At 65.1% G+C, this 19,138-nt stretch carries 18 protein-coding genes; 7 read left to right on the top strand and 11 right to left on the bottom strand.

Features of this window, described 5'->3' with window-relative positions; translation table 11 throughout:
• Positions 1-31 precede the first annotated feature (31 nt).
• The 6 genes from QX126_RS11835 to QX126_RS11810 all read left to right on the top strand — a co-directional run bounded on the left by QX126_RS11835 (position 32) and on the right by QX126_RS11810 (position 7,844).
• On the top strand, positions 32-862 hold the full coding sequence (locus QX126_RS11835; protein ID WP_315739667.1) for a flagellar motor protein MotB: 831 nt from the start codon (positions 32-34) through the stop codon (positions 860-862).
• A gap of 279 nt (positions 863-1,141) precedes the next feature.
• A complete protein-coding gene (locus QX126_RS11830; protein WP_315770897.1) occupies positions 1,142-3,040 on the top strand; it encodes a potassium transporter Kup in 1,899 nt (632 codons plus the stop codon).
• A gap of 151 nt (positions 3,041-3,191) precedes the next feature.
• Positions 3,192-5,114, top strand: a complete 1,923-nt coding sequence (locus QX126_RS11825) for a potassium transporter Kup (protein ID WP_315781074.1) — start codon at positions 3,192-3,194, stop codon at positions 5,112-5,114.
• Positions 5,115-5,222: 108 nt separating this feature from the next.
• Positions 5,223-5,552 carry a rhodanese-like domain-containing protein gene (locus QX126_RS11820; protein WP_315739670.1) on the top strand — a complete coding sequence of 110 codons (330 nt, stop codon included), beginning with the start codon at positions 5,223-5,225 and terminating at the stop codon, positions 5,550-5,552.
• A gap of 9 nt (positions 5,553-5,561) precedes the next feature.
• On the top strand, positions 5,562-6,725 hold the full coding sequence (locus tag QX126_RS11815) for an aminotransferase (RefSeq protein WP_315739671.1): 1,164 nt from the start codon (positions 5,562-5,564) through the stop codon (positions 6,723-6,725).
• Positions 6,726-6,737: 12 nt separating this feature from the next.
• Positions 6,738-7,844, top strand: a complete 1,107-nt coding sequence (locus tag QX126_RS11810) for a polyamine ABC transporter substrate-binding protein (protein WP_315781072.1) — start codon at positions 6,738-6,740, stop codon at positions 7,842-7,844.
• Between the two features lie 140 nt (positions 7,845-7,984).
• On the opposite strand, the gene fabF is transcribed toward QX126_RS11810, so the two are convergent.
• The 9 genes from fabF to QX126_RS11765 all read right to left on the bottom strand — a co-directional run bounded on the left by fabF (position 7,985) and on the right by QX126_RS11765 (position 15,590).
• A complete protein-coding gene (fabF, locus tag QX126_RS11805; RefSeq protein ID WP_315776884.1) occupies positions 7,985-9,247 on the bottom strand; it encodes a beta-ketoacyl-ACP synthase II in 1,263 nt (420 codons plus the stop codon).
• A 13-nt stretch (positions 9,248-9,260) separates the two neighbouring features.
• Positions 9,261-9,776: a helix-turn-helix domain-containing protein gene (locus QX126_RS11800; RefSeq protein WP_315739674.1), complete on the bottom strand. Its 516-nt coding sequence runs from the start codon at positions 9,774-9,776 to the stop codon at positions 9,261-9,263.
• A 484-nt stretch (positions 9,777-10,260) separates the two neighbouring features.
• A complete protein-coding gene (locus tag QX126_RS11795) occupies positions 10,261-10,638 on the bottom strand; it encodes a VOC family protein (protein ID WP_315739675.1) in 378 nt (125 codons plus the stop codon).
• Between the two features lie 159 nt (positions 10,639-10,797).
• The gene (locus QX126_RS11790) at positions 10,798-11,730 is read right to left on the bottom strand and encodes a lipid A biosynthesis lauroyl acyltransferase (RefSeq protein WP_315781071.1); all 933 of its coding nucleotides are present in this window, start codon (positions 11,728-11,730) and stop codon (positions 10,798-10,800) included.
• Positions 11,731-11,746: 16 nt separating this feature from the next.
• A complete protein-coding gene (locus QX126_RS11785) occupies positions 11,747-13,021 on the bottom strand; it encodes a beta-ketoacyl-ACP synthase (protein ID WP_409997704.1) in 1,275 nt (424 codons plus the stop codon).
• Between the two features lie 37 nt (positions 13,022-13,058).
• The gene (locus tag QX126_RS11780; RefSeq protein WP_315739677.1) at positions 13,059-14,264 is read right to left on the bottom strand and encodes a beta-ketoacyl-ACP synthase; all 1,206 of its coding nucleotides are present in this window, start codon (positions 14,262-14,264) and stop codon (positions 13,059-13,061) included.
• Positions 14,261-14,731, bottom strand: a complete 471-nt coding sequence (locus QX126_RS11775) for a 3-hydroxyacyl-ACP dehydratase FabZ family protein (RefSeq protein WP_315781069.1) — start codon at positions 14,729-14,731, stop codon at positions 14,261-14,263. The genes QX126_RS11780 and QX126_RS11775 overlap by 4 nt, the downstream gene beginning before the upstream one ends.
• 9 nt (positions 14,732-14,740) lie before the next feature.
• Positions 14,741-15,022 carry an acyl carrier protein gene (locus tag QX126_RS11770; protein WP_006609130.1) on the bottom strand — a complete coding sequence of 94 codons (282 nt, stop codon included), beginning with the start codon at positions 15,020-15,022 and terminating at the stop codon, positions 14,741-14,743.
• A 217-nt stretch (positions 15,023-15,239) separates the two neighbouring features.
• A complete protein-coding gene (locus tag QX126_RS11765; RefSeq protein ID WP_315739679.1) occupies positions 15,240-15,590 on the bottom strand; it encodes a hypothetical protein in 351 nt (116 codons plus the stop codon).
• 240 nt (positions 15,591-15,830) lie between these two features.
• On the opposite strand from QX126_RS11765, the gene QX126_RS11760 reads away from it, so the two are divergent.
• Positions 15,831-16,457 carry a ParB-like protein gene (locus QX126_RS11760; RefSeq protein WP_315739680.1) on the top strand — a complete coding sequence of 209 codons (627 nt, stop codon included), beginning with the start codon at positions 15,831-15,833 and terminating at the stop codon, positions 16,455-16,457.
• A gap of 5 nt (positions 16,458-16,462) precedes the next feature.
• Here QX126_RS11760 and QX126_RS11755 read toward each other — a convergent pair whose 3' ends face one another.
• Both QX126_RS11755 and QX126_RS11750 read right to left on the bottom strand, forming a co-directional pair.
• The gene (locus tag QX126_RS11755) at positions 16,463-17,047 is read right to left on the bottom strand and encodes a peroxidase-related enzyme (RefSeq protein WP_315739681.1); all 585 of its coding nucleotides are present in this window, start codon (positions 17,045-17,047) and stop codon (positions 16,463-16,465) included.
• A gap of 160 nt (positions 17,048-17,207) precedes the next feature.
• Positions 17,208-18,962: an ATP-binding protein gene (locus QX126_RS11750; protein ID WP_315739682.1), complete on the bottom strand. Its 1,755-nt coding sequence runs from the start codon at positions 18,960-18,962 to the stop codon at positions 17,208-17,210.
• Positions 18,963-19,138 lie beyond the last annotated feature (176 nt).

Raw genomic sequence — 19,138 nt, 5'->3', positions numbered from 1 at the left:
TGCGGTGGGGCGATCCGGGGTGGGGTAGGCAATGGCAAAGAAGAAGAGGGGCGATGCGCATGGCGGCGGTCACGGCTGGTTCGTGACCTTTGCCGACCTGATGGGACTTCTGGTCAGCTTCTTCGTGATGCTGGTCGCGTTCTCCACCATGGACAACAACAAGCTGAAAGTCGTCGCAGGCTCGATGCGCGACGCCTTCGGCGTGCAGTCCGAGTCGCGCTATTCGGGCATCGTGGAATCCGACGGCCTGCCGACCCGGCCGAAGCTCAAGAACGCCGCCCACATCTCGCCGGAGGAGACCGCGCGCGAGCCGAGCCCCGAGCAGGAGGAGCGCCAGCATACCAATGGCGCCAAGCTGAAGATCGATCGCCAGTTCGCGCTGGCGTCCGCCTCGCTGCGTCAGGCGCTGCAGGACATGCCGGAGATGACCGAGATCTCCAAGCACATCATGTTCGAAGAGACCAAGCAGGGGCTCAACTTGGAGATCGTCGACCAGGACGGGCGTTCGATGTTCGCGGATGGCTCGAAGGTGCCCTTCGACCGCACGCGACGACTGATCGAGAAGCTGGCCGCGCCGCTGAAGGCGACGCCGCTTCGGGTCCAGATCACCGGGCACACGGCCGCCGGCTTCGTTCCCGCCCGCAGCGATTATGGCGGTTTCGACCTGTCGGCGGATCGCGCCAACGCGGTGCGGCAGATCCTGGAGCGGGAAGGGCTGCCGGCGAGCCACATCTACGCGGTCTCCGGCAAGGCGGACACCCAGCCACTGTTCCCGGACGACCCCTCGCTGGCCGCCAACCGCCGCGTGACGATCACCCTGATGCGGGAAGACCCGCCATTGCCGCCCGATTTGAAGCCCTAGCCGGGACGCTTCGCTTCCCGCATCATATTGCCGCATCGCGGCTTGCGAACGGCAACGAAGAGCATCGGCAGGCACTTGATTCGCCCGAGGCAGATCCGACATCTGCCTCAGGATGCTTGGGCTGAAGGCACTTTCCGCGATGCGGCATGCGATATCCGCGTCAGCCGTGCCGTTTGGTTGCGGCCTGGGAACATCGGTCTGCTTACGGTAGAGGCTTGACCTGCGAACGGTCTGCGTTCACACGCGCCGGGCCAGACAGGAAGATGCGTTCCAAGCAACATGACGGCCAGCGCGACATCGACCGAAGGACAGGACACCGCGAGCACGTCGGGGTTCTGGGGGCTGACGCTAGGCAGCATCGGCGTGGTGTTCGGCGACATCGGCACCTCGCCCCTCTACGCCTTTCGCGAGGCTGCGCACGGCGCTGCTCAGGGGCAGCCGGTGTCGCGGATCATCGTGCTCGGCGTGCTTTCCCTGATCCTCTGGTCGCTGTTCATCGTGGTGACGGCCAAATACGTGCTGCTGCTGCTCCGTGCCGATAACAATGGCGAGGGCGGAACGCTGTCGCTGATGGCGCTGGGACAGCGCGCCCTGGGCCGGCGCAGCCTGTTCCTGATGTCGCTGGGCGTGATCGGCGCGTCGATGTTCATCGGCGATTCGATGATCACGCCCGCGATCTCGGTGTTGTCGGCGGTCGAGGGCCTCAAGCTCGCGGCGCCCGCGCTCGAGCACTACGTCGTGCCGCTGACCGTGTTCATCCTGGTCGTGCTGTTCGCGGTCCAGAGCAAGGGGACGGCGCGCGTCGCCTCCGCGTTCGGCCCGGTCATGATCACATGGTTCACCAGCCTCGCCGTGATGGGAATCGTCCACATCAGCGACGACCCCTCCGTGCTTGCGGCCATCAATCCCTATTACGCGGTGCAGTTCCTGCTCTCGCATGGCACGATCGGCCTGATCACCCTGGGCGCGGTGTTCCTCGCGGTCACCGGCGGCGAGGCGCTCTATGCGGATCTCGGTCATTTCGGCCGCAGGCCGATCCAGTCGGCTTGGCTGTTCTTCGTGCTACCGGCGCTGCTGATCAACTATTTCGGGCAGGGCGCCCTGGTGCTGTCCGATCCCGCCGCGATCGAGAATTCGTTCTACCGGATGGTGCCTGAACTGTTGCTGCTGCCGCTGGTGGTGCTGGCGACCGCCGCGACCGTCATCGCGAGCCAGGCCGTGATCACCGGTGCCTATTCGCTGGTCGGCCAGGCGGTCCAGCTCGGCCTGCTGCCGCGTTTCGAGGTCCGCTATACGTCCGAGAGCCATGCCGGCCAGATCTATCTGCCGCGCGTCAACCGGTTGCTGCTGATCGGCGTGCTGCTACTGGTTCTGCTGTTCCGGACCTCGAGCAATCTGGCCTCCGCCTACGGCATCGCGGTGTCCACCACCATGGTGGCCGACGGCATTATGGGCTTCGTGGTGATCTGGAAGCTGTGGAACTTGCGTGCGGCCGTGGCGGCGGCCGTGATCGCTCCCTTCGTCATCGTCGACATGACCTTCTTCAGCGCCAATCTGCTGAAGCTCCTCGAAGGAGCCTGGGTTCCGCTGCTGTTCGGTGCCGCGATGGTCGTGACGATCTGGACTTGGCGGCGTGGCTCGGCGATTTTGGTGCTCAAGACGCGCAAGATCGAGGTTCCGCTGGACGACCTGATCACCAGCCTGGAGAAGAGGCCTCCTCACATCGTCAAGGGCACGGCGGTGTTTCTCACCAGCGATCCGACCTCCGTGCCGACGGCCCTGTTGCACAATCTCAAGCACAACAAGGTGCTGCACGAGCACAATGTGATCCTGACCATCGAGACCGCGCAGACGCCGCGGGTCGATGTGTCGGAGCGCGTGCGCATGGAGAAGATCAGCGAGAAGTTTTCCAAGGTGCGGCTGCGCTTCGGGTTCATGGAATCCCCGAACGTGCCGCGCGCGCTGGCGGTGGCGCGCAAGCTCGGCTGGCAGTTCGACATCATGTCGACGTCGTTCTTCGTCTCGCGCCGCTCGTTGAAGCCGTCATCCCAATCGGGCATGCCGACCTGGCAGGACCATCTCTTCATTGGCCTGAGCCGGTCGGCCAATGACGCCACGGACTACTTCCAGATTCCGACGGGCCGGGTCGTCGAAGTGGGTACCCAGGTAACGATTTAATCGATTGATCTTCCCTGGTGGCTCATGCATGCTTAATTGCATGGCTGAAGCGCATTCTCTTCAGGTCCATAGCAGCGCTCTGCCGCTATAAGCCGCGCGCTCTGCCGCGTTGTGCAGTGAAGCATTAACGAGTCCTCGAGGGGGCTACCCCATGACAGTCGACGTCGCAGCTACGCCCGCGGAAGCGCCGGCGACCAACGGGCATGGCAACGCCCATTCCACGGCCAGCTTCGCGGCGCTGACACTGGGAAGCATCGGTGTCGTCTATGGCGACATCGGCACCAGCCCGCTCTACGCGTTGCGTGAAGCGGTCATGGCTGCGAGCAGCGGCGGCGAACCTGCGCCTCACGCCGTGATGGGGGTGATCTCGCTCATCCTGTGGGCTCTCATCGTCGTCGTAACCCTCAAATACGTCGTGATCCTGCTGCGCGCCGACAACCACGGCGAGGGCGGAACGCTGGCGCTGATGGCGCTCGCCCAGCGCGCGGTCACGCGCGGCGCCAGCGTCATCGTTCTGCTCGGCATCATCTCGGGCGCGCTGTTCTATGGCGATGCGGTGATCACGCCGGCCCTGTCCGTGCTGTCGGCGATCGAGGGCATCAAGCTGGTGACGGCGGCGTTCGATCCCTACGTCGTGCCGCTCACGGTCATCATCCTGGTCATGCTGTTCGCGGTCCAGGTGCGCGGCACGGCCAAGGTGGCAGCGTTCTTCGGCCCGATCATGCTGATCTGGTTCCTGGTGATCGGGATCGCGGCGCTGCCGCCGATCCTGCGTCATCCCGAGGTGCTGTGGGCGATCAATCCGATGAAGGCCTTCACCTTCATGCTGCATCACGGTATCATCGGCTTCATCACGCTGGGCGCGGTGTTTCTGGCCGTCACCGGCGCCGAGGCGCTGTATGCCGACCTCGGCCATTTCGGCAAACGTCCGATCCAGACCGCCTGGCTGTTCATCGTGCTGCCGTCGCTGGCGCTGAACTATCTGGGGCAGGGGGCGCTGGTCATCGCAGACGCGAAGGCGATCGAGAACCCGTTCTTCCTGATGTTCCCGGACTGGGCGCTGATCCCGATGGTCGCGCTCGCCACGATGGCGACGGTGATCGCGAGCCAAGCGGTCATCACCGGCGCCTATTCGCTGACGCGGCAGGCGATCCAGCTCGGCCTGCTGCCGCGCTTCGAGATCCGCCACACCTCCGAGGCGCATTCGGGTCAGATCTACATTCCGCGCATCAACAAGCTGCTGCTGATCTCGGTCATGCTGCTGGTGCTGATGTTCAAGTCGTCCAGCGCACTCGCCTCGGCCTACGGCATCTCGGTCACCGGCACCATGGTCGTCACCGCGATGATGGGCTTCGTCGTGATCTGGAAGGTTTGGCGCTGGTCGCCGTTCGCGGCGGCCGCGCTGATCGCGCCGTTCCTCTTCCTGGACCTGACCTTCCTGGCGGCGAACCTCCTGAAGGTGCTCGAAGGCGGCTGGGTGCCGCTGGCGCTGGGCGGCTTCGTGATGACGCTGATGTACACGTGGCGGCGCGGCAGCCGGCTCTTGTTCGACAAGTCGCGCAAGCTCGAATTCCCGCTCGCCGATCTCGTTGCGATGCTCGAGAAACGTCCGCCGCAGCGGGTGGCGGGAACGGCCGTGTTCCTGACCAGCGATCCCTTGAGCGCGCCAACCGCGCTGATGCACAGCCTCAAGCACTACAAGGTGCTGCACGAGAAGAACGTGATCCTGACCATCGAGACCGCGCCGACGCCGCGCATCGATCCGTCCGAACGCGTTCGCCTCGAGCAGATCAGTCCGACTTTCTCCAAGGTGACGTTGCGCTTCGGCTTCATGGAATCGCCCAACGTGCCGCGCGCGCTGGCGATCGCGCGCAAGCTCGGCTGGCAGTTCGACATCATGTCGACCTCGTTCTTCCTGTCGCGCCGCGCGCTGAAGCCGGCTGCGCATTCGGGCATGCCGCGCTGGCAGGATCACCTGTTCATCTCGATGAGCCGCTCCGCCAACGATGCGACCGACTATTTTCAGATCCCGAGCGGACGGGTGGTGGAGGTCGGCACCCAGGTCACGATCTGAGCTCTGGACCCGCCGCGCCAGTGTGCCGAAGCGCTTGATTTTCGTAGCGTCTAGGGTGAGTTTGGCGGCCGGATCAGGGTCGGTACGGCCCTGCTGAAGGCTTGGAGGATGGGCGTGGCTGTTGTGCACGATTTGACCCCGCAGGACGTGGCCCAGGGGATCGCGGAAGGGCGAATTCTTCTGGTTGACGTGCGAGAGCCGAACGAAGTTGCTGCGGAAGCCTATCCCCACGGCGTCGTCGTTCCGCTGTCGGGCTTCGACCCGAAGCTGATCCCGGATCCCCAAGGCAAGGATGTCGTGTTCGCCTGCCGCTCCGGCAAGCGCTCGGTGACGGCCTCGCTGGCGGCGCAGGCCGCCGGTCTGCCCTACGACAAGCATCTTCAGGGGGGCATGCTCGGCTGGAAGGCGGCCGGCCTGCCGACCAGGACCGGCGGCTGACAGGCGATCATGATCTCGCAGAACAAGGTCTTCGCCGACCTGCCCGTCACCATTTTCGAGCAGATGTCGCAGCTCGCGCGCGACAACAACGCGATCAATCTGGGGCAGGGCTTTCCCGACGATCCGGGCCCGGAGGATATCCGCCGCGCCGCGGCCGACGCCGTCCTCAACGGTTACAACCAGTATCCGTCGATGATGGGCCTGCCCGAGCTGCGCCAGGCCATCGCGGCCCACTACCGGCACTGGCACAAGCTCGATCTCGACCCGATGAGCGAGGTCATGGTCACCTCCGGCGGCACCGAGGCGCTGACGTCGGCGATCCTGTCCGTGGTGGAGCCCGGCGACGAGGTGATCTGCTTCCAGCCGGTCTATGATTCATACTTGCCGATCATCCGCCAGGCCGGCGGCATTCCGCGCCTCGTCCGGCTCGAGCCGCCGCATTGGCGGCTGTCGGAGGAGATGCTGCGGCAGGCGTTCTCGCCAAAGACCAAGGCGGTGCTGTTCAACAACCCGCTCAACCCGGCCGCCGTGGTCTATCCGCGCGAGGACCTCGAGCTGTTGGCGCGCTTCTGCCAGGAGTTCGATGCGGTCGCGATCTGCGACGAGGTCTGGGAGCACGTGGTGTTCGACGGCCGTGCGCACATTCCGCTGATCACGATCCCCGGCATGCGCGACCGCACCATCAAGGTCGGCTCGGCAGGAAAGATCTTCTCGTTGACGGGCTGGAAGATCGGCTTCGTCTGCGCTGCGCCGCATCTGTTGCGCGTCGCCGCCAAGGTGCATCAATTCCTGACCTTCACGACCGCGCCGAACCTGCAGGTTGCGGTCGCCTACGGACTCGGCAAGTCGGACGACTATTTCGTCAATATGCGCAGCGAGCTCGCGCGCAGCCGCGACCGGCTCACGGCCGGTCTCGAAAGCCTGGGGTTTCCCGTGCTGAAGGCGCAGGGGACCTACTTCCTGACCGTCGACCTCTCGCCGCTCGGCCTCAACGAGACCGATGAGCAGTTCTGCCGGCGCATCGTCCACGACTACAAGGTGGCCGCCATCCCGGTGTCGGCGTTCTACGAGACGGATGCCGTGACCTCCGTCGTGCGGTTCTGCTTCGCCAAGAAGGACGCAACCCTGGATACGGCGCTGGAGCGCCTCTCGGACGCCATCCACCGGCGCTAGGAGACAAGAGTGATGACGCGCGGCTGCATGGGTTCGGCTCTGGCGCTGGCTGTCGCGGCGTTGACGCTTTCCGTACCGGTGGGGCGCGCCGAGGAGCGCGTCGTCAACTTCTACAACTGGTCGAACTACATGGCGCCCGGTGTCCTTGACGACTTCACCAAGGAGACCGGCATCAAGGTCGTCTACGACACGTTCGACGCCAACGAGACCCTGGAGACGCGGCTGCTCGCCGGCAAATCCGGCTACGACGTCGTGGTGCCGACCGCGTATTTCCTGCAGCGCCAGATCAAGGCCAGGATCTTCCAGCCGCTCGACAAGGCGAAGCTGCCGAACCTCGCCAATGCCTGGCCTGTCGTGACCGAGCGTCTCGCCACCTACGATCCCGGCAACCAGTTCGCCGTCAACTACATGTGGGGCACGACCGGGATCGGCTACAACGTCAAGGCGGTCGAGAAGATCCTGGGTCCCGGCGCGCGGATCGACAGCTGGGACATGGTGTTCAAGCCGGAGAACCTCGCCAAGTTCAAGGATTGCGGCGTCCACATGCTGGATTCCGCCGACGACATCTTTCCGGCGGCGCTCAACTTCCTCGGTCTCGATCCGAACTCGACCAAGCAGGCCGACCTGGAGAAGGCGGGCGACGTGGTCGGCAAGGTTGCGTCGTCTGTCCGCAAGTTTCATTCGTCGGAGTATCTGAGCGCGCTCGCCACCGGCGAGATCTGCCTGGTGGTCGGTTGGTCCGGCGACATCATGCAGGCGCGCAGCCGCGCCGAGGAGGCCAAGAACGGCATCGAGATCGGCTACGCCATCCCGAAGGAGGGCGCGCAGATGTTCTTCGACAATTTCGCCATTCCCGCCGACGCTCCGCACGTGGCCGAGGCGTATCTGCTGATCAACTATCTCTACCGCCCCGAGGTCGCGGCCAAGAACTCGGACTTCCTGTCCTATGCCAACGGCAACCTGGCCAGCCAGAAGCTGATCGACCCGAAGATCCTCGGCGACAAGAACATCTATCCGGACGAGGCGACGCTGAAGAAGCTGTTCGTCATCACCGCCCGCGATCCGGCCACGCAGCGGATCATCAACCGGTTGTGGACCAAGGTGAAGACGGGGCGGTGACGCGACACCTGGTGTCCGAGACGATTGTCTCTGGATGACAACATCGCGCAACAGTCAGCAGCATGGCGAAGCGTAAAGGATGGCTCGAGCCCGTAGGCGCGTACGGGATCGTCGATGCGGTTGAACCTGACTCGAAAGGGTCACGACCAGCGCTGGAAAACGATGCTGGCGTTGACTCCGCCGAAGCCAAAGCCGTTCGAGATCGCACGGTCCATTCTCATTGATCTCGGTTCGCCGCGGACCAGGTCCACACTGTCGGCCGCGGCGTCGGGCGTGGTGATATTGCGGGTCGGCGGCGCGATCTGATCGCGCAGAGCCAGAACGGTGAAGATCGATTCCAGCCCACCGGCTGCTCCGAGGAGATGGCCGGTCGATGACTTTGTCGCGCTCACGGCAATGCGCCTGTCGCACCCGAACACCGCCTTGATCGCTTCGAGCTCGCTGCGGTCGCCCGACGGCGTGGAGGTCGAGTGAGCGTTCAGATGCTGCACGTCGCCCGGTTCGAGCCCGGCCTGTCGCAGCGCAGCCTCCATTGCGCGACGCGCGCCTTCGCCGTCCTCGGGCCCGGACGTGATGTGAAAGGCGTCGCTGGTTGTGCCATAGCCAACGATCTCGGCAATTGGCGACGCCCCGCGTGCAAGCGCATGCTCCAACTCCTCGATCACCAGGACGCCGGCGCCTTCCCCCATGACGAAGCCGTCGCGGTCTCGATCGAACGGTCGGGACGCGCGGTCCGGCGTGTCATTGAAGCGGGTCGATAGCGCCCGAGCCGCAGCGAAACCTCCCAAGCTGACGAGGTCGATGCAGGCCTCCGTGCCGCCACACACCGCAATGTCAGCTTCGCCCGATCGGATCAGGCGTGCTCCATCGCCGATCGCCTGTACGCCCGCTGCGCATGCGGTAACCGGCGTTCCTATGGGCCCCTTGAAGCCAAACCGGATGCTGACATGACCCGCTGCGAGATTGGGCAGGAATGATGGTACTGTGAAAGGCGACAGCCGTTGCACGCCTCGCTGCTCGGTGGTCCTGACCGCCTCGACGATAGCCGGAAAACCGCCGATGCCGGACGCGATGATCGTGGCGGTTCGTCCGGCCGCGTGTGCATCAGCGGGCGCCCATCCGGCCTGGGCGATCGCCTCGGCGGCAGCCGCCAAGGCGAAAATGATGAACCGGTCCATCCTGCGCTGGTCCTTTGGCGATGCGGCAAGGTCGGCATCGAAGCCACCCTCGGCATCCTCGCTCTTGCTGGGCACGATCCCGGCGACTTTGGCCGGCAAGGCTGCAGCCCATTCGGGTAGCGCGCGGAGTCCCGACCGGCCGGACAGCAGACGCGCCCACGCAAGTTCAACGCCGCATCCCAAAGGGGACACGACACCCAATCCCGTCACGACAATCCGACGCATGCTGCTCTCCTAGCTAGTCTGGCGAGGAAGACGTCTCCGGGCGCATTGCTCGGATCGAGGCGAGACGCTTGCGCATGCCTGCGCTTGCTCGCGGACCAGGGAGAAGCACCGCGTTCGTCGGCGTGATCGGCGTCTTGCTGCAGGCATCCACCACGACCGGATCGAACGTGCGTGCGCTGTTGCGATCAGCCATGACAATCGATTTGCCCTCGGGGGCGAGGTGCCTGTTTCCCCACGCGAACATCGCCACCACGACCGGGAAGAAGTCTTGGCCCTTGGGGGTGAGAACATATTCGTATCGGGGCGGGTGTTCGTTATAGAGCCGCCGTTCGAACATGCCCGTATCGGTGAGATGCGCGAGGCGACGCGACAGGATGTTGGACGCGATACCGAGGCTGTCCTGAAATTCGTCGAAGCGAGTGAGTCCCTGGAACGCGTCGCGCAAGATCAGAATGCTCCACCACTCGCCGACGCACTCGACCGCCCGTGCGGCGGGACATTCCGCAGATTTGAATTTCTTCGGCTGCATACCGCCACCATGCCCGAGTAACTTGCTAATTGCAAGTCACAAGCCAGGGCCGTGCCCGCACGCTGGTGCCGGGCGCTTCACACGCGCGACCATGACGGTCGGACAGCGCGGCTCGTCGCTCCCGGCGACTGAGGGGTTCGTCTGCAGGAGGGGTGGACGGCACTTCAGCGAGCTGGCGGCGTCTCGCGCGAGTGATGCGCCGCTTTGATGGCGTCGGCGCGACCAGGCGACCTCGTAGCCGTCACCGGCCGCGCCGAGATCCATTTAGATCAGCGTTTGGAATGACGGGGTCGTCGAGCTTGGCCGAGGTTTGGACGAAAGCCCTCTTGGCTGTCCGCTGTCGCGCGGCGTCCATCTTTTGCGCTGACTGGTGCGCGACCTGATCAGGCCCAACGGGCGTGTCCCAGTCGATCGTCAGCTCCGCGCCTTCATCGACCGGGATCGCCCGGCAATGGGCGATCCCCGCCGTTGGCAACCTCTCGGATCACCCCAACCGATGCATGGCGCAGAGCTTGTTGCCGTCGAGGTCGCGCAAGTAGGCGAGGTAAAGCTTGCCCGTCGAACCTTCGCGGATGCCGGGCGGATTTTCGCAGGTGGTGCCGCCGGCTTCCAGGCCCGCTGCATGCCACGCGTCAGCCTGTTCGGGCGAGCTGCAGGCAAAGCCGATGGTGCCGCCATTGGCAGGGGTCGCGGGCTGGCCGTTGATCGGCTTTGACACCGAGAAGATGCCGGTCGGCGTGATGTAGAAGATGCGGTGGCCGTCGACCCTGGCCGGGCGCACGCCCAGCGTCCCCAGCAGCTTGTCGTAGAAGGCCTTGGCCTTGTCGAGGTCGTTGGTGCCGATCATCACATGCGAAAACATTCGCGCTTATCCTCCCTGGAGCTTCCGAACAGCTGTCGGATAGGCGGCCAAGGTAGCGGCCGTTGGTGCAAGAGGTAAGGGTTTTGTTCGGATGGGCCGATCGACGGAATGGGATGCTGCGGACCGGCTTCCTCGTGGTGGAATTTGGTACGGCGCCGACTACCGCCAGCGCCGGTGCAGCCAAAGCCACTGCTCCGGATATTCGCGGATCCAGCCCTCGACGACGTCGGTGACCGCCTGCGTCGTGCCCTGGATGTCGATCTGACCGTCGGCCGTCCGCACCGGCTTCACTTCCTCCGACACTTCGGCGCGGAAGCGATTGCCGGGAAGGCGGATGATGCGGACGCCGTGCACGGGGCATTCGACCTGGCGTAACAGGCGAGCCAGCATCGGATTGGCGCGGGTCTTGCGGCCGAAGAAGGTGACCTCGACGCCACCGGTCAGATACTGATCGACCAGCATGGCAACGTGCTGGCCGTTCTTGAGCGCCTGTGCCAGCCGCAGCGGCGCGTCGCGGCCGGCCGGGACTAGTGTGCCCATCTTGACCTGCCGAATCTCCTGGATGATGCGGTCGGCGGCGGCGATGTTGGGTCGGCGATAAAGGATGGCCGTATCGAGCTTATGGGCGACCGCCGCCAGCGCCGGCATCTCCCAATTGGCGAGATGGCTGGCAAAGATCAGGGCTGGCTTGCCGTCGAGGCGGAGCTGATGAAACAGCTCATGGGTGCGCGGCGACAGCTCGATCCGGCTGCGCTCGGGATGCGCCTCGTCGTAATCCCAGATCTTGTCGAGATGGGCGAACTCGGCGCCGACGCGGCCGAGATTGTCCCACACGCCGGCGAGGATTTTCTCGATCTCCTCGGGCGATTTCTCCGGGAAGGCCGCGGTGAGATTGTCGCGACCGATGCGCTGCTCGCGCAGGCGTGGCCCGATCATCTGCGCGATGCGCGCGAAGCGGTCGGCCGTCTTCTGCGGGTCGAAATAGCGCGTGGTCCTGAGCATGCCGACCGTCAGCGCGCCGACGGCGGAAGCCCCGGCCGACTTCACGACTCGGCGGATCACGAGCTTGGTCCGGAGTGGCAGGAGACTCATCGATGGCAGCGGCGGATCAGGCCGGTTCGCGCGTCAGGATCAGCGAGGCGTTCTGGCCGCCGAAGCCGAACGAATTCGACATCACGGTGGTGACCCGCGCGTCGCGGGCCTTGTTGCCGACCACGTCGAACAGGATCGCGGGATCCGGAATGTCGTAGTTGATGGTCGGCGGAATCCGCTGATGCTCGAGCGTCTGCAGCGAGAAGATCGCCTCGACCGCGCCGGCCGCCGAGATCGTATGCCCGACCATCGACTTGTTCGACGACACCGGGATCTTGCCGGTGTGCTCGCCGAACACCGCGGAGACGCCGACATATTCCATCTTGTCGTTCTCGGGCGTGGCGGTGCCGTGGGCGTTGATATGGTCGATCTGCTCCGGCGCCATGCCGGCGTCGGCCAGCGCCTTGCGGATGCAGCCGATGATCGGCTTGCCGTCCGGCGAGGAGCGGGTGCGGTGGAAGGAGTCGGTCAGCTCGCCGCAGCCGGCGACGACGCCGAGGATCTTGGCGCCGCGCGCGACCGCCGCATCATAGCTCTCCAGCACCAGCGCCCCGGCGCCCTCGGCCATCACGAAGCCATCGCGGTTCTTCGAGAACGGCTTCGAGGCGCCTTGCGGCGGGTCGTTCTGGGTCGACAGCGCCGACAGCAGCGAGAAGCGCACGAGCCCTTCCGGATTGACCGAGCCTTCGGTGGCGGCGCATAGCGCGACGTCGGTCTCACCGCGCCGGATCGCCTCGACGCCGAGCTGGATCGCGGTCGCGCCGGAGGCGCAGGCGGTCGACAGCGAGATCGGCGAGCCCTTGGTGCCGAATGTGTCGGACAGCGAATCGGCCACCGAGCCGAACAGGAAACGGTGGTGATAGTTGACGAACTTGCCGCCGCCGCAGACCTTCAGCAGGTCGTCATAGGTGAACTGGGTGCCGCCGACCTCGTGCGCGAGCTCGAGCCGCTGCGGCCATTCGATCTCGACCGGGGCGACGGCGAGAAACAGCGGCCCCGGGAAGTCGCCCTTGGAGCCGATCCCGGCCTGCGCGATGGCTTCCTCAACGGCCATGTGGCCCAGCCGTTCGGACAGACCCGTCGACGTGAACGGGGCCACGGGAACGAAGTCGACCGTGCCGGCCATCGTCGTCTTCAGGCCGTCGATCGGGAAGCGCGTGATGGTGCGGATGCCGGACTCGCCCGCAACGAGCTTGTTCCAATTGTCCGACTTGCCGGCCCCGAGCGAGGTGACGATCCCCATTCCGGTCACGACCACGATGGGACGTCCAAACTTGTCGCGTACACTCATGATGTCCCCCGTCGTGAATCGGTCTGCCGAGCCGTGTTCACTTGACTGCTTCGACCAAGGCCATGCCTTCGCCGCGGTAATGGCCGGCGCCGACCACTACGATCTGGGTCGGAGCCTCCTTCATGTCCGCCTCGACGCCCGAGGAGTCGCCCGGTGCGAACAGGGCACCGCGCGAGATCGACAGCGCCGCCAGCGCGAGATCGAGCGCGAAATGCGCCTCCATCGTGTGGCCGAAGCGGGTGCCGCTCGAGCGCACGGCGTAGGATTTGTGATGGTCGAGGAACGCGCGTTCCTCCGACGTCACGGGCTCGGCACCGGTCGCGCCGGTGATGATCGCGCCCGGCGCGTCATGCACGTCCAGCGCCGACCAAAGACGGTCGAGCGTCCCGGTGACGGCACCTGCCTCCTTGCGGCGGGCGCGGTCGGCGACGACCTTGCTGAGCCGCGCCAGCGGCTTGGCGCCGCGGGCCTCGGCATGCGGCTTGGATTCCAGCACCAGGAACGCGCCGGCCGATCCGAGCGCGAAGCCCGGATGGTCCTTGCGGGCCCAGACCGGCTTGAACTCGTTCTTCAGATTGTAGTCGCCGAACTCGTACAGCACGAGCAGATCCTTGCGCTCGCCATTATGCGAGCCGCCGACCAGCGCGATGTCGCTCTGACCGCCGGCGATGCGGGCCAAAGCGATCTTGAAGGCGTCGACGCCCGCAACCTCCTCGCCCATGAAGGTGCGCGAGGTGCCGCAGACGCCGTGCGAGATCGCGATGTTGCCGGCGAGCAGGTTGGACAACTGCGCCAGGAACAGGGTCGGGCGCAGGTCGTTCATCAGCCGGTCGTTCAGGAAGCCGGGCGTACAATTGCCCTGGGCTTCCGCGTTGAGGATCGCGATGTCGACGGAGATGTCGCGCTCGCCGCCGCCCGCGGCCACGATCATGTCCATCCGGGACAGGATGTCCTTGTTGCCCTTGAGGCCGGCGGAATCCAGCGCCAGCCCGGCGGCATAGGTGCCGATGCGCTGCCACGCCTCCATCTGGCGCTGCTCCTTCTTGGGGATCTGCGCTTCCAGATTCACCTTGGCCCAGGGATGCACGATGTAGGGCGCGAAACCCTGCTCGTCGATGTTGATCTGGCCGGAGTTGAGGGCGTCCCAGTTCGCATCGAGTCCCTCGCCAAGCGAGGTCGCAAGACCGATACCGGTGATCCAGACTTCGACGGGATTGGAGGTCACGGCTGTCGTCTCACTCATCGCTGCAGGACCTGTTGCGGAAAGCCGACGCGCTTGGCGACGGCGTCCATGTGTCCGCGCAGCTCCGGATTGGGGAAGGGGACGTGGCTGAAAGTGATCGTCGCGTTCGAGCGCAGCTTGCCGCCGACCTTCACGCGCGCTTCGGTCACGGCGTAGCCGGAGCCCTCGTGCAGCACGTTGGCCTCGACTGTCAGCACCTCGCCCGGCGACACGAAGCCGCGCATCTTGGCTTCCTTCACGGCGGCGAGGAACGGCATCCGCTCGAACTTCATCAGCGCGAGCAGCAGCCAGCCGGACGTCTGGGCCATGGACTCGATCAAGAGAACACCGGGCATGATCGGATAGCCCGGAAAGTGTCCTTCGAAGATCGTGCTTTCGGTGGGAACCTTGGCTTCGACAGTGATGGCCTTCTCGTCCAGTCGGAGGTCAAGAATGCGGTCGATGAGCAGGAAATATTCGATTTGCATGGCGGGCGCTCAGGCGCCCTTGGCGGCGACCAGCTCGTCGATGCGGGCGCACAGGTTCTTCAGCACGAAATACTGCTCGGTGCTGGCTTTGCCGTCGTTGACTTCCTGCGTCCACTTCTCGAGCGGCAGCTTGATCCCGAAGGCCTTGTCGATCGCAAACGCGATGTCGAGGAAATCGAGGCTGTCGATGCCCAGATCGTCGATGGCGTGGCTATCCGGCGTGATCGTGTCGCGCGGGATGTCGCAGGTTTCAGCGATGATCGTGGCGACCTGATCGAATGTTGAGGACATCACTAAGCCTTTGATATTTTGGAGCTAATCCGGTAGGTGGCGACGGGAGGACACCGCGCCCCCGGGGCCGTCTGATGCGAGCCCTTCTACCCCCGCCGCCCGGGAGTCGTGTGCCCGTATATCGGAGCGACGCGGTGAGTTCAATGGAGCCGGACACGGCGGTTGTGGCGGGATTGTGATGCTCCGCCGCTGGCGGCCGAGCGGCGTCCAGCAGGGATCAGGGCGTGTAGGTCTCGGTGATGATGCGGGCGCAGTCGCGCCGTCCGGTCAGCAGGCAGTCCTGGGTCTTGCGCAGGTCGGCAATGCTCATCGCCAGCCAGATGCCGATCGCGGTCAACGCGACCGTGAAGGCGATCGCCGCGATGTTGGCCAGGATGCGGTGCCGGAAATCGTCGGGCTCTTCGCGCGGCTGCTCATACCGGGAGAGATCGAGTGTCGGCCGCTCGCGCCGATGCAGCTGAATCGGCGGGCTGCCGCCCTCGGTCACGCGCCGCACCGGACTGCTGCGCGGCCGGAACGGCACCACGCGATGCTCTTCCTCCGCTGCAATGGGGCGCTGGGACTTCATGCCTCGACTCCGATGGTCCTTTTTAGCACGCGGGCCCAACCTCTCACAAAGAAACTTTGCCACAATTGAGCTGCATCAGCAAAACATCTCCCTCCTCGGATCCATCCAATCTGCGCCCGCTCCGCGGGTGATTGGAACCTGCCGCGGCCGGTCCGAACGGCGTCGCAGCTACGGGCAGATGCACTGGAACGGCTCGGCAGGCGTGGCATAATGCTGATCATCCCCCCGGGAGCCCAGGCCATGGCCAATACCCGCGAGCCGCTGCTTCATCCCGTGCCGATCCTGTCGCTGCGCCCGACGCAGATGACCGTCGGCATGCGCGAAGTGAAGGAGAAGCGCGAGCGCTGGCGCGAGCACAAGTCGAAGAAGAAGCAGGCCGAGCTGCTCGGCAAGCACATGATCCCGGTGGTGCTCGGTCCCGACCAGCGGCACTACGTCGTCGACCACCATCACCTCGCCCGCGCGCTCCATGACGAGGGCGTCAAGGACGTGCTGGTCACGGTGATCGGCGATCTGTCGATGGTCGATCGCGAGGCGTTCTGGGGCGTGATGGACAACAAGCGTTGGGCCTATCCTTACGACGCCAAGGGCGAGCGGCGGCATTTCAAAGACCTGCCGAAGACCGTCGCGGATATGAAGGACGATCCGTTCCGCAGCCTGGCCGGCGAGTTGCGCCGCGCAGGCGGCTTTGCCAAGGACACGACGCCGTTCAGCGAGTTCCTATGGGCCGACTTCCTGCGCCGCAAGGTCAAGCGCAAGACGGTCGAGACCCATTTCGCCGCCGCCATGGAGCACGCGCTGGCGGCCGCAAAGAGCCACGACGCCGTCTATCTGCCCGGCTGGTGCGGACCCGCGTCGGACGACTGACTGGCTCACTTCGCCTTGGGCAGCCGCCCCATCAGATAGAACTCGTCGTTGGGCCGCATGCCCGTGACATTTGCCATCCGGTTCGACAACGCGAAGAACGCCGCGATTGCGGCGATGTCCCAGATGTCGTCGTCGCTGAAACCGTGGCCGGCCAGCGCCTTGAAATCGGCGTCCCCGACCGTCTGCGCCTCCAGCGCCACCTTCATTGCGAAATCGAGCATCGCCCGCTGCCGCGGCGTGATGTCCGCTTTCCGGTAGTTGATCGCGATCTGGTCGGCGAGCAGGGGATTCTTGGCGCGGATGCGCAGGATCGCGCCGTGCGCGATCACGCAATACTGGCACTGGTTGGCGCTCGACGTCGCGACAACGATCATCTCGCGCTCGGCTTTGGTCAGCCCGCCGTCCTTCTCCATCAGCGCGTCGTGATACGCAAAGAACGCGCGGAACTCGTCCGGCCGGTGCGCGAGCGTCAGGAACACGTTGGGCACGAAGCCGCTCTTCTCCTGCACGCCGAGCAGCCGGGTGCGGATGTCGTCCGGCAGGGCTTCGATTGCGGGAACGGGAAAGCGGCTGATGGCGGGCTGGGTCATGGCAACGGGTCCGGCATGTGTGGCAGGGGACGAACCTTAGTGGATCGCGGCGCAGGCGCAACGTTCCAGCTCAGCCCATCACCTCGCCCCGTGGCGGAATGCCCGCGACACCTTCTCGAAGGCGTCGTCGATCGAGATTTGAGAGGGGCCGCCGCCGTATTTAGCGCAGCGGCTTCTTCAGCAGCGAGAAGCGGTCCGGATCGAGGCCCATCGAGGGCTGCAGCATCGGCGCGTCCAGCGAGGCCGACAGGTTGCCGCGATCTCCGAGGCTGCCGGCGCCGCTGTCGCCGCTCGCAGCGTCGCGGCTCGAGGTCGCTCCGCGCCAGCGCTCCAGCACGGCACTGACGAAATGCATGTCGTGTCCGGCATTGACCGAGCGGACAGTCGCGATCGTCGCCTCGCTGCGCGGCAATTGATGCAGCGGCACCTCCTTGAAGCGCAGTCGGGTTGGTAGCGCGACGCCTTCGCCGAAGGCCAGCACCTCGCGGGTGCCGAGCGAGGGAACGAAGGAGAGCAGGTTGGCGGCGGCGTCGGAGACCGCCGAGCGCAGCAGCGACTGGTCGCGCTCGTTGGCGAGGCGCATCGTGAACAGCGTGTTGCACTGGGAGATGATGGTGGCGTCGAGCTCGGCCGGCCGCTGGGTGATCAGGCCGAGATAGACGCCGTATTTGCGGCCTTCCTTGGCGATGCGCGAGATCGCCTTGCGGGTCGGACCGAAGCCGATCGAACGGTCTGCGGAGGCGTAGCGGTGCGCTTCCTCGCAGACGAACAACAGCGGCGAGACGCCGTCGCTCCACAGGCCGAAATCGAACGCCATGCGGCACACGACCGAGACGACGGAATCGACGACCTCGGCCGGGAAGCCGGCGAGCTGCATCACCGTCATCGGGCGGCCGTTGGCCGGCAGGCGGAACAGATGGCTGATGACCTCCGCCATGGTGTCGCCGCCGACATTGGCGTTGTCGAACATGAAGGCGTAGCGCGGGTCGTTGCGCACGGTCTCGATGCGCGAGATCAGCTTGTGATAGATGATGCGCGAGGAGCGGTTCTCCAGCTTGCCCATGCGCTCGTCGATCAGGTTGATGAGGTCGACAAGGCGGTAGGGCACCGGCGTATCGACGGTGTAGCCGACCATCTTGGGATCGACGCGCTTGAGCCCGATGCGGTCCGTATTCTGGTATTGGGTGTAGATGCCCTTCGCCAGCGGGATCACCTCGGCGAGGATGTCGAGCTCCTCCGGCACGCCGGGCCGGCCGCCGAACAGGACGTCGACGATCTCCTCGAAATTGAACAGCCAGAACGGCAGCTTCAGATTGCGGGGGTTCAGCACCAGCGCGCGCTCGCCGAAGCAGCGGCCATATTCGTTGTGGACGTCGAGCAGGAAGATGCGCAGGTTCGGCCGCGCCTTGAGGATCTCGTTGAGCAAGAGCGACACGCCCGTCGATTTGCCGACGCCGGTCGAACCGAGCACGGCGAAGTGTTTCGACAGCATTTCCTCGACATTGACACAGGCGCGCACGGAGGTGTCCTGCTGCAGCGCGCCGATGTCGATGTGGTCGCCGGCGGTCGGCGTGTAGATCGTGCGCAGCTCCTCGCTCGTGATCATGTCGACGGCGTCGCCGATGGTCGGGTAGTGGGTGACGCCGCGCTGGAACTTGGGCCGTTCGGCCGGTCCGAGGATCTCGCCCAGCAGGTCCACCGACGCCGTCGCGACGTATTCGCTGGCATGCGACAGGTCTTCGCTGGTCACCTCGGTGATGATCGCAATGATCGTGGCGCTCGGGCAGCGGATGCTGATGAAACGGCCGACTGTGGCGCGGATATCGGAAACGGTCATCTGCTGGGTCGACAGAATGCCGACGCGGGCCTGGGAGCCCCGCACCGAGATCACGCGTCCGAAGGATGTCACGGTCATGAAACCTGTGGTGAATTGTTGAGCTGACACCTTCTCTGCTGGGACTGGAAAATTTGTTAAGCGGGCAATGTTTGTGAACGTGCTGCCGCCCAGCCCGGCGGTCGGAGGGGCGCGCGGAGCGTTGCGAATGCACCTTCTCAATGGCGCCTAACACCTTGCGGCATAAGGCTTTCTGC

It is taken from the genome of Bradyrhizobium sp. SZCCHNPS1003 (assembly GCF_032381555.1).
Classification (GTDB): Bacteria; Pseudomonadota; Alphaproteobacteria; order Rhizobiales; family Xanthobacteraceae; genus Bradyrhizobium.
Note: the sequence above shows the minus strand (reverse complement) of the source record. Positions and strands in the feature narration are given on the sequence as shown.

What these genes read in the sequence shown, in the direction of transcription:
- QX126_RS11835 (WP_315739667.1), top strand. Translation starts at nt 32, where the DNA reads ATGGCAAAGAAGAAGAGGGGCGATGCGCATGGCGGCGGTCACGGCTGG.
- QX126_RS11830 (WP_315770897.1), top strand. Translation starts at nt 1,142, where the DNA reads ATGACGGCCAGCGCGACATCGACCGAAGGACAGGACACCGCGAGCACG.
- QX126_RS11825 (WP_315781074.1), top strand. Translation starts at nt 3,192, where the DNA reads ATGACAGTCGACGTCGCAGCTACGCCCGCGGAAGCGCCGGCGACCAAC.
- QX126_RS11820 (WP_315739670.1), top strand. Translation starts at nt 5,223, where the DNA reads ATGGGCGTGGCTGTTGTGCACGATTTGACCCCGCAGGACGTGGCCCAG.
- QX126_RS11815 (WP_315739671.1), top strand. Translation starts at nt 5,562, where the DNA reads ATGATCTCGCAGAACAAGGTCTTCGCCGACCTGCCCGTCACCATTTTC.
- QX126_RS11810 (WP_315781072.1), top strand. Translation starts at nt 6,738, where the DNA reads ATGACGCGCGGCTGCATGGGTTCGGCTCTGGCGCTGGCTGTCGCGGCG.
- fabF (WP_315776884.1), bottom strand. Translation starts at nt 9,247, where the DNA reads ATGCGTCGGATTGTCGTGACGGGATTGGGTGTCGTGTCCCCTTTGGGA.
- QX126_RS11800 (WP_315739674.1), bottom strand. Translation starts at nt 9,776, where the DNA reads ATGCAGCCGAAGAAATTCAAATCTGCGGAATGTCCCGCCGCACGGGCG.
- QX126_RS11795 (WP_315739675.1), bottom strand. Translation starts at nt 10,638, where the DNA reads ATGTTTTCGCATGTGATGATCGGCACCAACGACCTCGACAAGGCCAAG.
- QX126_RS11790 (WP_315781071.1), bottom strand. Translation starts at nt 11,730, where the DNA reads ATGAGTCTCCTGCCACTCCGGACCAAGCTCGTGATCCGCCGAGTCGTG.
- QX126_RS11785 (WP_409997704.1), bottom strand. Translation starts at nt 13,021, where the DNA reads ATGAGTGTACGCGACAAGTTTGGACGTCCCATCGTGGTCGTGACCGGA.
- QX126_RS11780 (WP_315739677.1), bottom strand. Translation starts at nt 14,264, where the DNA reads ATGAGTGAGACGACAGCCGTGACCTCCAATCCCGTCGAAGTCTGGATC.
- QX126_RS11775 (WP_315781069.1), bottom strand. Translation starts at nt 14,731, where the DNA reads ATGCAAATCGAATATTTCCTGCTCATCGACCGCATTCTTGACCTCCGA.
- QX126_RS11770 (WP_006609130.1), bottom strand. Translation starts at nt 15,022, where the DNA reads ATGTCCTCAACATTCGATCAGGTCGCCACGATCATCGCTGAAACCTGC.
- QX126_RS11765 (WP_315739679.1), bottom strand. Translation starts at nt 15,590, where the DNA reads ATGAAGTCCCAGCGCCCCATTGCAGCGGAGGAAGAGCATCGCGTGGTG.
- QX126_RS11760 (WP_315739680.1), top strand. Translation starts at nt 15,831, where the DNA reads ATGGCCAATACCCGCGAGCCGCTGCTTCATCCCGTGCCGATCCTGTCG.
- QX126_RS11755 (WP_315739681.1), bottom strand. Translation starts at nt 17,047, where the DNA reads ATGACCCAGCCCGCCATCAGCCGCTTTCCCGTTCCCGCAATCGAAGCC.
- QX126_RS11750 (WP_315739682.1), bottom strand. Translation starts at nt 18,962, where the DNA reads ATGACCGTGACATCCTTCGGACGCGTGATCTCGGTGCGGGGCTCCCAG.